The organism is Methanosphaera sp. WGK6 (genome assembly GCF_001729965.1).
Classification (GTDB): Archaea; Methanobacteriota; Methanobacteria; order Methanobacteriales; family Methanobacteriaceae; genus Methanosphaera.
In genome coordinates this window covers 1-13,015 of record NZ_JRWK01000005.1, presented here as the reverse complement: position 1 = coordinate 13,015, position 13,015 = coordinate 1, and the positions used below count along the sequence as shown (strand labels likewise).

14 protein-coding genes and 3 tRNA genes are annotated in these 13,015 nt (G+C 27.8%); 11 read left to right on the top strand and 6 right to left on the bottom strand.

What is annotated here, in order from left to right; genetic code table 11:
• The first annotated feature begins 9 nt into the window (after nt 1-9).
• The gene (gene mfnA, locus NL43_RS03465) at nt 10-1,173 is read left to right on the top strand and encodes a tyrosine decarboxylase MfnA (protein WP_069592659.1); all 1,164 of its coding nucleotides are present in this window, start codon (nt 10-12) and stop codon (nt 1,171-1,173) included.
• Nucleotides 1,174-1,213: 40 nt separating this feature from the next.
• Here mfnA and NL43_RS03460 read toward each other — a convergent pair whose 3' ends face one another.
• The 3 genes from NL43_RS03460 to NL43_RS03450 all read right to left on the bottom strand — a co-directional run bounded on the left by NL43_RS03460 (nt 1,214) and on the right by NL43_RS03450 (nt 4,101).
• Nucleotides 1,214-1,414 carry a MoaD/ThiS family protein gene (locus NL43_RS03460; protein ID WP_069592658.1) on the bottom strand — a complete coding sequence of 67 codons (201 nt, stop codon included), beginning with the start codon at nt 1,412-1,414 and terminating at the stop codon, nt 1,214-1,216.
• A 3-nt stretch (nt 1,415-1,417) separates the two neighbouring features.
• A complete protein-coding gene (locus tag NL43_RS03455) occupies nt 1,418-2,377 on the bottom strand; it encodes a TIGR00269 family protein (protein ID WP_069592657.1) in 960 nt (319 codons plus the stop codon).
• A 137-nt stretch (nt 2,378-2,514) separates the two neighbouring features.
• Nucleotides 2,515-4,101 (bottom strand): dihydropteroate synthase-like protein, encoded by a 1,587-nt coding sequence (locus tag NL43_RS03450; protein WP_069592656.1) that lies wholly within the window; start codon nt 4,099-4,101, stop codon nt 2,515-2,517.
• Between the two features lie 293 nt (nt 4,102-4,394).
• Between NL43_RS03450 and NL43_RS03445 the strand changes: the two genes are divergently transcribed.
• The 5 genes from NL43_RS03445 (at nt 4,395) to NL43_RS03425 (ending at nt 8,243) form a co-directional block, all read left to right on the top strand.
• Entirely contained in the window at nt 4,395-4,937 is a 543-nt protein-coding gene (locus NL43_RS03445) for a pyruvate ferredoxin oxidoreductase subunit gamma (protein ID WP_069592655.1), read from the top strand.
• Between the two features lie 22 nt (nt 4,938-4,959).
• Entirely contained in the window at nt 4,960-5,202 is a 243-nt protein-coding gene (porD, locus tag NL43_RS03440; RefSeq protein ID WP_069592654.1) for a pyruvate synthase subunit PorD, read from the top strand.
• 1 nt (nt 5,203) lies between these two features.
• A complete protein-coding gene (porA, locus tag NL43_RS03435; protein WP_069592653.1) occupies nt 5,204-6,343 on the top strand; it encodes a pyruvate synthase subunit PorA in 1,140 nt (379 codons plus the stop codon).
• A gap of 6 nt (nt 6,344-6,349) precedes the next feature.
• Nucleotides 6,350-7,225, top strand: a complete 876-nt coding sequence (gene porB, locus NL43_RS03430) for a pyruvate synthase subunit PorB (protein WP_069592652.1) — start codon at nt 6,350-6,352, stop codon at nt 7,223-7,225.
• A gap of 175 nt (nt 7,226-7,400) precedes the next feature.
• Nucleotides 7,401-8,243 carry a fumarate hydratase gene (locus NL43_RS03425; RefSeq protein WP_069592651.1) on the top strand — a complete coding sequence of 281 codons (843 nt, stop codon included), beginning with the start codon at nt 7,401-7,403 and terminating at the stop codon, nt 8,241-8,243.
• A gap of 204 nt (nt 8,244-8,447) precedes the next feature.
• Here the strand turns inward: NL43_RS03425 and NL43_RS03420 are convergent, their stop codons facing one another.
• Nucleotides 8,448-9,353 carry a phosphate uptake regulator PhoU gene (locus NL43_RS03420; protein WP_069592650.1) on the bottom strand — a complete coding sequence of 302 codons (906 nt, stop codon included), beginning with the start codon at nt 9,351-9,353 and terminating at the stop codon, nt 8,448-8,450.
• Nucleotides 9,354-9,743: 390 nt separating this feature from the next.
• On the opposite strand from NL43_RS03420, the gene NL43_RS03415 reads away from it, so the two are divergent.
• From NL43_RS03415 to NL43_RS03395, 5 genes are all read left to right on the top strand, one after another.
• Nucleotides 9,744-9,827: transfer RNA gene (locus tag NL43_RS03415), tRNA-Leu, on the top strand.
• Nucleotides 9,828-9,858: 31 nt separating this feature from the next.
• A tRNA-Thr gene (locus tag NL43_RS03410) sits at nt 9,859-9,930 on the top strand.
• 54 nt (nt 9,931-9,984) lie between these two features.
• Nucleotides 9,985-10,068: transfer RNA gene (locus tag NL43_RS03405), tRNA-Leu, on the top strand.
• A gap of 217 nt (nt 10,069-10,285) precedes the next feature.
• Nucleotides 10,286-10,489 carry a hypothetical protein gene (locus NL43_RS03400; RefSeq protein ID WP_069592649.1) on the top strand — a complete coding sequence of 68 codons (204 nt, stop codon included), beginning with the start codon at nt 10,286-10,288 and terminating at the stop codon, nt 10,487-10,489.
• Between the two features lie 180 nt (nt 10,490-10,669).
• Entirely contained in the window at nt 10,670-11,569 is a 900-nt protein-coding gene (locus NL43_RS03395; protein ID WP_069592648.1) for a hypothetical protein, read from the top strand.
• A 31-nt stretch (nt 11,570-11,600) separates the two neighbouring features.
• Here NL43_RS03395 and NL43_RS03390 read toward each other — a convergent pair whose 3' ends face one another.
• Both NL43_RS03390 and NL43_RS03385 read right to left on the bottom strand, forming a co-directional pair.
• Complete coding sequence (locus tag NL43_RS03390; protein WP_069592647.1) at nt 11,601-11,978, bottom strand: YigZ family protein; 378 nt, start codon at nt 11,976-11,978, stop codon at nt 11,601-11,603.
• 8 nt (nt 11,979-11,986) lie between these two features.
• Entirely contained in the window at nt 11,987-12,430 is a 444-nt protein-coding gene (locus NL43_RS03385) for an ERF family protein (protein ID WP_069592646.1), read from the bottom strand.
• Nucleotides 12,431-13,015 lie beyond the last annotated feature (585 nt).

The following is a 13,015-nucleotide window of genomic DNA, read 5'->3' as shown; positions in this document are numbered from 1 at the left end:
GGTAAAATAATGAGGGAAAAAGGAAGAAAAAAGGAAGATATTTTTAGAGATTTATCTAATTTTCAAGATTTGGATATGACTTTTGATTCAGGTAAAATATTAAGTTCTATGTGTACTAAACCTGATCCTATTGGTATGGAAGCTTATAAGATGTTTATTGAAACAAATTTGGGTGATGAAGGATTATTTAAAGGAACTAGTATGATGGAAAGGGAAGTAATTAAATCTTTAGGAAATTTATTAAATTTAGATCATGCTTATGGACATATTGTTACTGGAGGAACTGAAGCAAATATTATGGCAATGGCTGTTGCTAAATATTTATTTGAGGAAGAAAATGATGGAATTCCTGAGTTAATATTACCTAAAAGTGCTCATTTTTCGTTTAAGAAAATTTTATCAATGTTTTCAATTAAACCTGTCTATGTTTCATTAAATGATGATTATAAAATTGATGTTTCCATGTTGGAAGAATTAATTACTGATAATACAATGGCTATGGTTGCTATTGCAGGAACAACGGAGTTGGGTCTTATTGATGATATTCCATGTATATCAAAAATAGCTAAATCAAACCATATATATCTACATGTGGATGCTGCACTAGGTGGATTTATGATACCTTTCTTAAATTATAAAAATAACAATCAAATAAACTTTGACTTTAGATGTAAAGGTGTATCTTCTATGACTATAGATCCACATAAAATGGGTCTTGCGCCAGTACCATCAGGTGGAATTATTTTTAGAAAGAAAGAATACCTTGAAAAACTAGCAGTTAAAACACCTTATCTTACTAAAGATAAACAGACAACAATTGTAGGTACAAGAACGGGTGCTTCAACAGCAGCTACATGGGCTTTATTAAATTATTATGGGATGGATGGATATAAAAAAATAGTTATGGATACAATAAATTTAACTGATTATACATACAATAAACTAAGAACTATGAATCATGTCAATGTTATTCATAAACCTGAATTAAATCTAGTTTCATTTACTGTAGATAATATGGATGTTGACATATTACAAGAAAAATTAAAATATTATGGATGGCAAGTTTCAGTTGCAGAATATCCTCATGCTATAAGAATAGTATTAATGCCTCATGTTAAAAAACAACATATTAATCAATTTATCATTGATTTAAAAGAAGTTTTAAATTTATAGAAGTGGATAAGTAAGAATAATTGTTTTTTATAAATGAGTATTATCCACCATAAATTACTTTTATTACTTCAAGTTCATCATTATCATTTACAATTTCATCTTCCGTTACAGTTACACCATTTAATTTAGCAACTACTGTTTCAATAGGGATTTCTTCTTTTTTTAATATATCTTCTACTGTTGTATTTTCAGTAATTTCTATTTCTTTTTTATCTTTTTTATTAATTAGTGTTATAGTCATGATTTATTCTCCTATTTTTTCATGTATTTTTTCGAGGAATTTACATGATTTACATATTTTTTGTGAAGCAGGTTCGCCACAAATTTCACAAGTACCATTTGGCAGTCCTGTTTTTTTGGTCATGTAATCTTTTTTAATTGCAGGTTTTATTTTTTCAAATCCATTAAGAATTGAATACATCATTGTCGGATGTTTAAGGGTAGTTTCTCTTAGAAAGTCTCCAATTTCCATTCTGAATGATTCATGAGCATATGGACATCCATCAAAATGAACTTCAAAACCACTTTCTAGAACATATAATCCTATTTCTTTTTCAGGTATTTTACGTAATGGTTTAATTTTTTGTGTGAAACGTTTATCACTTGACTGAGTTTTATAACCTATACGTACCATATTATTAACATTACCTTCCATGTAATTCATAAGTATACTTTGTGTTTCATCATCAAGATTATGTCCTGTTGCAAGTTTAGTAGCTTTAACTTCTCGTGCTATTTGATTAAATATTTGTCTTCTGAAAACTCCACAATATGTACATGCATGCTGTGGATTTTTTTCTTTCATTTCTTCTTCCATTATACGGTCAATAGTGAAATTGTATTTATCTTTGAAAGATATTATATGGTGTTTTATGTTGAGTTGAGCTGCAGTTTCTCTTGCAATTCTAACTCCTTCTTCTCTATAGCCAGAGATTCCTTCATCTATAGTCACTGCTTCAAGTTCAATTATATTCTTTTCTTTAAGAATATTTAGTATTTTTAGTAAAGCTACACTATCTTTTCCACCAGATAAACCTACTAGAACTTTATCTCCTTTTGTAACTAGTTTTTCTTTTTTTATTGTTGTAAGCACTTGTTTTTCAATGGAATCTTTAAAACAGTTACTACATAATCGTTGTCCATTATATTTTCTATGAATAATTACATGTTTATTTCCACATTGAGTACAAATATTTTCTGTCAATATTTAATCTCCCATTTCTATTAGTATTCAATATTGTTACTATTTTTTGGATATTATATTTTAATTCCTACAATTAAAATTATTGTATTTGCTGTGATATATTTTTTATTAGAATATTTCTGATGATTTTAAAGTTATTAAAATATTGGAAAATCTTGAACATATTTCTTATTTAATTTTAATGCAATTTCTGCCTTTTCTAATTCCATACCTAAATATGCTGCATGTTCCATTCTACTAATTAAATTTCTACGAAGTATTTCTTCATAAATTGCTCTTGATGTAGTACCTGTAATAACTGCTGTTTTCTCGTAGTTCTGATAAAGAATTGCCTTGATGAGGTTATCTTCGATAATAATTTTAAAACTACCTTTTAGGTCAGGTACAAATTTTCCATCAGCAACAGCAGGGATATGTGGTAAATCATTAGTATCAATTATAATATCATCTTTATCGTATGCATCCTTTAATTGAATAAGATTAATACCTATATTTTTAGGAATAGTTTCCTTTTGTTTTGCAATAAACATCATACTTGAAGCAGTTTTTAATTCATTTATACTATTTTTTGTTTTAAGACTAGCTTCAGGTGTGAATAATATGCTTATTTCTAGTTCCATTGCAATACCACATAATACAGCATTAACTCCATTACTATCTGCATCTAATAATTCTGAAACATTACCTACTCCGAAAAATAATAATTTTTCGGGATTTCTTTGTCTATACATAGAGCAACATACAATAGATTGTGTTAATGAGGGACTATTAATTGGGTCAAGTAATGGATCAGCTATAGTTGTAATATCTGAACATAACATATCTAGTTTTTCTAAGGATTCTACACGTTCAATAGGTGTTTGTGGAATATAATTTTTTGAATAATTAGTGGGTAATATTACAGCTTTAGCATCATAGTCTTTGATATCTTGGATAACTTTATTATAATTTCCATGATCTATGCTAAGAATAAGGTCAGCTCCAGCATTTAATCCACTTTTTATTTCTTGTGGATTTAATGTATCAATACTAACGGGTATGTCAAAATTATTTTTAACTAATTTAATCATATGGCCTGCATGTTTTGGATTATTTTCTCCAGCATGCATTCCAATATCAATCATATCTGCACCTGAATCAATATAATATTCAACTTTCTTAAGTATTTCATCATCACTTAATGTGGGTGCATTTGCAATTTCTCCAAGAACACGCATAGGAAAATCAGGGCCTGTTGGACAATTATTAATAAGAATATTCGATTTTTTTTGAAGTAATGTATTAATTGTTTTATTTCTTTTTTTATAATTGTTTATAATGTCCATAGCTTCATTATATTGTTGGTCACGAATTAATATATTAGCTGCTTTTTTAGTAGATAATTGTATATTATCAACTATGTCTAATGTAAGCACAATATCTGCAGCATTAGCAGGTCCTTTGTATGTTGGAATATTTAGTTTTCTTTGGATTTCATTAGTATCTTGTTGCATAAGGCCCGGTGTGATTATCATATCAATATTATCTATTGGTGAAGTATTATGTGTATTGATTGAATGTAATATGTTTTTTTCTTTTAAGTGATAAATTATTAGTTTTGGTGTTATAAATGCAGCAATAGGTATAGGTAGTACTTTCAAATATAGTTCGTGTTTGGAATAGTTTCTTATTTTTTTCTCTATAACCTCTTTAGCTAGTAGTCCTGTTATTATTAGAATTTTCATATTTATCACATTATTATTTTAAACATATTTTTTTTAGTATATATATGTATTTTTAAATATTTGCATTTTTTTCATTAATTAATCTCTTTTTTCAAATTGTCTAATTTCATATACCACAATTATAAATATAATAAAGAATATAATTAAAAAATATAATGATTTAATATGATTAATTATAGTGTAGATATTTGATGAAAAATACTATTAATAATACAAACATTTATCTAAGACGTGACTATTTTTATTCACATACTATAAAATAATTTATGAGATGATTTTGGAGGATATTCTCAATGATTGAAATAAGATTTCATGGACGTGGGGGTCAAGGAGCTGTAACTGCAGCTGAAATTTTGGCTAAAGCAGTATTTGAAGAAGGTAAATACACACAAGCTTTCCCCTCATTTGGTGTAGAAAGAAGAGGAGCACCAGTAACTGCATTCGCAAGAATCAGTGATAAACCAATTAGAAGAAGATATCAGATATACGAACCAAAATATGTGGTAGTATTAGATGAAACATTAGCTAATGTGGTTAATTTATCATCAGGATTACAAAAAGATGGTTCAGTTTTAATAAACTCTGAAAGAGAAAGTTTATCTTTCACAGAAGAAAAAAATGTAGAAACTCATGCAGTTGATGCAACAGGAGTAGCATTAGATATTATTGGAAGAAACATTGTAAACACAATAATGTTAGGTTACTTATCTGCAAAAACAGGTGTAGTATCTATAGATTCCTTAGTAAATACAATTAATGATACATTCAAAGGAAAAGTAGCAAAATCAAATGTTGAAGCTACAGAATACATCTATAATAAATATATAAATGAGTAAATTAAGGAGAATAGGTGAAATTATGGAATCAATAGGAGCAGCTGTAAAAGAACCTGGAAGTACTAGAAAAAATAAAACTGGAAGTTGGAGGACATTCAAACCAGTTGCAGATAAAGATAAATGTATAAATTGTGGTATCTGTTATTTATTCTGTCCAGATGGATGTATTAATTTAGAATATGATCCTGACTATGACTACTGTAAAGGTTGTGGAATATGTGCAGAAGAATGTCCAGTAAAAGCAATTGAAATGGAGAGGGAATAATATGGTTGTAAAAGTTATATCATCTGCAGAAGCAATATCAGAAGCAGTAAAACGTGCAAGACCAAGTGTTATACCAGTATATCCAATTACACCACAAACAGTAATTTCTGAAAGATTAGCAGATTATGTTGCTGATGGTGACTTAGATGCAAATTATATAAGAGTAGAATCTGAACACAGTGCAATGAGTGCAGCAATCGGTGCAGCAGGTGCAGGTGTAAGAGTATTCACTGCAACATCAAGTCAAGGTTTAGCATACATGCATGAACCAGTATTTGCAGCAGCAGGTATGAGATTACCAATAGTAATGGCAGATGCAAACCGTGCATTATCTTCACCAATCAATATATGGAACGACCAACAAGATTCCATATCCGAAAGAGATGGTGGATGGATACAACTTTATGCAGAAACAGGTCAAGAAGCTTTTGATACAATATTACAAGCATACAAAATAGCTGAAAATCCCGAAGTATCACTACCAACAATGGTATGTGTAGATGGATTTATCTTAACACACACAGTAGATCCAGTAGATTTAATTCCACAAGAAGAAGTTGATGAATTCTTACCTAAATTTAAAAGAACACACTTCTATTTAGACCCTGAAGACCCAATGTCTCTTGGTACATTAGCAGACCCTGAATACTACTATGAATTAAGACATGACTTAGAAAAAGCATTAGAAAAATCAAAATCTGTAATTGAAGAAGTAGGTAAAGAATTTGGGGATAAATTTGGTCGTTACTATGGTTTAATAGAAGAATACAAATCTGAAGATGCAGATTTAATCTTACTAGCTATGGGTTCAATTTGTGGAACAATTAAAGATGTAATTGACGAACAAAGAGAACAAGGTAAAAAAGTAGGATTAGTAAGAGTAAGATCATTTAGACCATTCCCTAAAGAAGCTATAGAAGCTGCAGTTAAAGATGCAAAACTCGCTGTAATTGATAAAAATGTATCATTTAGTGCTGGTGGAGCATTATACTTAGAAGTAGCTGCTGCATTAGATAATGAAACACATGGATTTATCATTGGTTTAGGTGGACGTGACATAACTCCAGCTGAAATTGAAGAAATAATTGAAAAAACTGAAAATCCTTCTGGTAAAGTAGAATGGATAGGATTAAAGGAGTAGATTAAGATGGATGGCATTGATGAAAAAGAATACTTAGCACCAGGACACAGAGCATGTTCTGGATGTGGAGCTACAATAGCTGTAAGATTAGCTTTAAAAGCATTAGGAGCAAATACTGTAGCAGTATCTGCAACTGGATGTCTTGAAGTAGTAACCTCACCTTATCCAGAAACTGCTTGGGAAATACCATGGATACATGTAGCATTTGAAAATGCTGCAGCAGTAGCAAGTGGAGTAGAAGAAGCACTTAAAGCACAAGGAAAAGAAGATACTAATATTGTTGTATTTGGTGGAGATGGTGGTACAACTGATATAGGTTTACAATCATTATCTGGAGCAATGGAAAGACAACAAAACATAATTTATATATGTTATGATAATGAAGCATACATGAATACTGGTATTCAAAGAAGTAGTTCAACACCATTTGGTGCATCAACAACAACTTCTCCTGCAGGTAAAGTAAGTTATGGTGAAGATAAACCTAAGAAAAACATGGCAATGATTATGGCTGCACATGGAATTCCATATGTAGCAACAGCAAGTATTGCTCATCCACAAGATTTAATGGCTAAAGTTAAAAAAGCTTCAGAAATCAAAGGTCCTGCTTATATTCACGTGTTACAACCATGTGCAACTGGATGGGGTTATGCACCTGAAAAAACAATTAAATTAGGTAAATTAGCAGTAGATACACATTCTTGGATACTTTATGAAATAGAGGATGGTAAATTAAATATTACTGTAAAACCATCTGAGAAAAAACCAGTTATTGAATACTTAAAAGTTCAAAAACGTTTCAGACACTTAGATGAAAAACACGTAAATGCAATTCAAGAATTTGTAGATCAACAAAGTAAAGAATTAGGTTTACTTGAATAATTATATAGTTAATATAATTATCCTCTTTTCATCTTCTTTTTTTTTAAATTACATTTTTTTTATAAAATTATTTTCTATTAATACAACTTCTTTATCTATATAAATTTAATACTTAGTTTTAACATATTTCTTTATAAGAAATAACTAAAAAAATATTTTTTTAAGGATGTAAAATATGATTACTCAAGAACAAGTTGCAGATGCAGTATGTCAAATATATAAAGAAGCTGCTATAGTTTTACCTGATGATATAAAAGAAGCATTAAAGAATGCATATGATAATGAAGAAAGTGATATTGCTAAACTTAACATTAAATCTATTTTAGATAATATAGCAATTGCTGAAGAAAAAAGTATACCTATGTGTCAGGACACAGGACTTCCAATAATTTTTGTTAAATTAGGAAAAGTTGATGTGGAAAACCTACAAGAAGGAATAATTGATGGTGTTAAACGTGCAACTGAAACAGTACCTTTAAGAACAAATGTTGTTGATCCATTAACTAGACAAAATTCTGGAAATAATATTGGTAACGGTATTCCACAAATTAATGTTGAATTATCTGATGAAGAAGAATTAGAATTAACAGTATTTCCAAAAGGTTTTGGTTCAGAAAATAATAATAAATTAGCAATGCTTCTACCTGGTGAAGGAATTGATGGAATTAAAAAATTTTTTGAAGAAGCAATTTTATCAGCAGGAGGTAAACCTTGTCCACCTACAGTTATTGGTGTGGGTATTGGGGGATCATCTGATATGGTTATGAAATTAGCTAAAAAAGCATTACTTAGACCTATTACTGAACATAATAATGATGAACGTTTAGCAAATCTTGAAGAGGAATTACTTTCTATTGCAAATGGTACTGGTATTGGTCCTATGGGTCTTGGTGGAAAAACAACTACTCTTGGTGTAAATGTTGAAATGGCTGATACTCATACTGCTGGACTTCCGGTGGGGATTTGTGTTCAATGTTGGGCTGCTAGGCATGCTACAGTTATCCTAAAAGATGAATAATTAATCTATTTTTCATCTTCATTCATTATTTTTAATTAATCTATTCTAATTTTAATACTTTAGACTTACTTTATTAATTTAATTAATTATTATTTTAATATAATTTAAGTTAATAATTATTTAAAAAATTACTTTTGGAAAGTAATCTAATTATACAATAAATATAATTTTGAAAAATAAGAAATGTGAACTAATAGTGTGAATTTATTTTTTATTATTCAAATATTTCAAGTTATTAGCATTTAATGTTGATTGATTTTCAATATAAAATTGTGTGGTAGCCTCTGTAATTTCAATAGAAATATCACCAATACGTTCAAATGATTTAACAACTCTGAATAATACAAGATAGTATGTCGAATTATTTTTATTAATATCATCTCTAGCCATCTGACTTGAAATTTTTTTAGTAGCTAATTTTTGTAGATTAGTTAATTCATTCTCATATCTATCCATTTTTTCTTTAATATTCATGTCATATTTAAGAAAACTTTGCACTGCTTTTTTAAACATAGTATTTGACATTTCATACATTTCTTCTAAAACGTCAATAACTGGTTCTTCCACTTCCTTATTTTCTTCAAGAACAAACTTAGGAATATGACATATATGGTCTCCAATACGTTCCATATCATATGCAATTTCATTAAACATAATAGTATTGTTAAATTCAAAATATGGATCTAGTGATATAACAGTATCTGTTGATGACTTTATTTTATTATACATATGGTTTGTATTTTTATCTTCATCAAGAGCTCTTTGTGCAAGGTCAATATCATTAGTTTTCATTGATTCAAAGGACCATGCAAATTGTTTACATATCTGTTCACCCATTTCTTTTAACATTTCTTTTATAAAGTATTCTCCAGAATATGCTGGTACTGAGTGGTCTGTTTCGTAGTTTTCAGAAATTTCATTAAATTTTTTTAAATCCACAACATATGCTTTTTTAATTACATTTTCATCTATTAATGGTTTTAGTAATTTTGTTACATAACGTCTACTGATATTTAGTTTATCAGCAATTTCATCCTGAGTAGATGGTGCTTCATATAATATAATATCGAGAATTTCTTTTAATGTGTTATTTTTTATGTTCTTAGGCATAGTTTAGCTCACTGTTTATGAAAAATTTTATCTAGTCAAGTTAGTTAGTAAATATATTTTTACAGTAATATTAAATTTACTTATTTTATATTACAATATAATGAGTTTCATGTTTATAAGAATAATTAGGCGTGTTGGAGTTATTGATTATTGGTATAAATTATAATAATTTATGTGTTAAAAAACATAAATTACTATGTTATAAACTTGTTTTATAGTCCATCTTATTTTATTGAAAATATTGCAAAAATGTATGTGTATGTGTTTTTAATTGAATTTATTTTTATTTCATAAGATATGCATAAAGTATATATATAACTTAATTAAAATATAATATTGTTCTAATATGGGTTAGAACGTAATTATTTAAAAACTAAAATTTTTTTATATGCAGGGGTGCCCGAGCTGGCCAAAGGGGGTGGACTTAAGATCCTCTGGCGTAGGCCTACGTGGGTTCGAATCCCATCTCCTGCACTTATTAAAGAAACTAATTTAACTAAAAATTGCCTTAGTGGCTCAGGGGTAGAGCGATGCCTTGGTAAGGCATAGGTCGAGGGTTCAATTCCCCCCTAAGGCTTAATTTATTCTGTAAAAAAAGTATAAATGAAAAACAATAACTAATTTTTTATATGCAGGGGTGCCCGAGCTGGCCAAAGGGGGTGGACTTAAGATCCTCTGGCGTAGGCCTACGTGGGTTCGAATCCCATCTCCTGCACTTTTCAAAGAACTATATTTAATTTTAATGTAATTATTTTATTTTTCATTTTTAATCTGTAAATTTAAACACTACTTTTAAAATTTAAACAAACTAATTTTATTGAAGTTATTAATTACAAATATATGTATATATAAATAAAATATCCTTTAGATAATTATTATAATTAATAATTAAAACAATATTTAAAATTATATGAATAAATGAGAGGTTATTATTGAAAATAGTAGATTTACCTCCAAATTCAGAAAATAAAAGTTATTATAAATATATTAATATGGAATTAACTCTCATTGGAAAAGAAGAAGAAAAACAATTAACTTCATTAGAACAATATAAATTAAATGCTTTAGAATTTAAAGATATGGGAAATTTAACTAAAGATGATTTTATTCCAGAAGAAGAAGGATATTATAAATAAAAAATAACTAACTTATCTCCAAACTATTTTTTTTTATTAACTTGAATTAAGTAGTTCCCCCCCCTTTTTTTTTAAATGATTAACTTAGACATATATTTTTTTTTCAAATAATTTATTAATTATGAAAAATATATATTGAAACTTAAGAATGAATAATTTATATTAAGGAAGTGAAATTTAATGGCATCAAAATCACAAATTTCAGATATCTTAATATTAGGACTTATTTCTGGAATTGTTGCAGTACTCACATCAGTAATGGGTATTAGTGGAACTATTATAGGATCTGTTGTATCATCTATTATTGCAGAGTTTCTAAAAACATATTTCAAAGAACCTGTTAAAGATAAAATATCTGAATTCGATAAAACTGATGAATATCATTCTTTTGAAATAAATAACCACTCTACAAGGAATAATTATCAACGAGGGACTTCTTATCCAAAATATGATAGAACTCAAAAACAAAGTGAATCACATATTAGTACAAGAGCACTTTTCTTATTCCCATTAGTAGTGATATTAATTATAGAACTTATTCACTTCTTAGGTGCTATAGGTATTATACCATATGATATATTTTTAGGTTTAGAATCAATTACTAATTGGACTTTACTTAGAACAATAGGTTATGCTTTAATTGTAATGGGTATATATCCTCTAGTTTCTAAAAAATTAGGAACACATCATGGAATTATACTAATTATAGTAGGAATAATTGAATTAATTATGGGTTATGCAGATACTAATGTACATGCTTCATTATTATATTCATTATTCAGTTCAATAAGAGAATATGTAAATATAGCAATAATTATATCCATTTTATACACTGTTCTTACAGTACCTAGTGAAATTAAAGATAATAAAAAAGAATTATATCATTATTCTAATAAGAGTTATGTGGATAATAATGTAGATAAACATTTAAGAAATAAAAGACAGTACAATGAATACTACAATGATTACTCAGATAACACTAATTATAGAAAATCAAGAAATAAGAAAAATGGAAATAATCAGTATAAAAAATATGAAACTAATATAAAAGAAGATGAAGATGATTATTTCTACTACTAACCTCCATCCTTTTTTTAGAAAATAAAAAATTCTATTCTTTTTGACTAGATAAATAGGATTCTATAACACCACGTCCAGTATTTCTAAATGCACGTGCAACCCCGCCCTGACCTAATTTAATACCACCAAATTTACGTGAAATCATAATCATGTAACCATCAAGTTTATATTCATGTAATAATTCTAGTAATACACGACCAGGAGAACCTACTTCACCATCATTACGTGAATCTTCATCATTACCACATAATGCAGCATAACAATGATGAGCTGCTTTTTTATATTTTTTGTTATGAATTTTTTGTATCTCTAAAACATCTGATTCTAAATTACTAATTTTATATAAATGTGCATAAAACTGTGATTTACGATCCACTAGTTTACCTGCACAAACTTCTTCAACTACCATAAAAACACCTAACTTATTGGATATTTATAACTCTTTTTAGGTTTACTTGCATCTACCACATCATTTTCTGTAATATCTAAGAATTGCATATATAAATAACGACGAGTATATGTTTGTACTTTGCCTATATTTTGTAATTGATTATTTACATTTCCCTCATTAGGTAATTCTTTACCGGGCATGGAAAATTCAATTTCCTCTAAATTATCTAAGTCATATACTCTAAGAACATAACGATTATATTCATAGGTAAATTGTGTTGCTATATTTAATTCTAGACAAATTTCTATAGCTTCAGGAATTATATCTTTAAGTTCGTAATATGAAAATTTTTGAAATTGATTATATCCTGACTTTTTTATTCCTTTATCTTTAAACATTTTTCGTGCTTGCATTATTTTCTTTAGTAAATGTACAGGCATATCTTCTTTATGAGTTTTTTCTGTGAACATAATTTTTTCCAAATAATATATTTTAAAAATTGAATATTATTATTTATAATTTTTATTTTATTTATCAATTTAAAGAAAAATATTTTATTGAATATTAATGTATGATTTTTAAGTTTAATGTAACATATTTTTGTTCCAATATTTTATGCAGTACCTTTTCAAAATTTATTTCATAAAAATAATTCTGTTTTTTTAATGAATTGTACCTATTTTCTTACAAAAATAATTGCAATATTTTCTAATAAAATTGTGATGGTTGATTTGTTGTATATAGTATGTGCTACAAAAAGCGTAACACTTGAACAAATTGAACATTATGTTCATTGTGATGAAAGTTGTTTTTTCCAAGTGTAGCAATATAATTTTTATTTAATAATGAAAACTAGAAAAAATTTGTCTAAGGCAAAATTTTTAGTTTGATGTACGTTAAGCGATGTATAACAATACATGATGTGGTAAATATATTAGAATTAATATATCACTGCCAATAGATAATTTGAAATTATTTATTAATCCTTTATTTTGTTTACTTATACTTCTATTAAAAACAGTGTGTATACTATTTTATTCGCTTAGATTAAAATT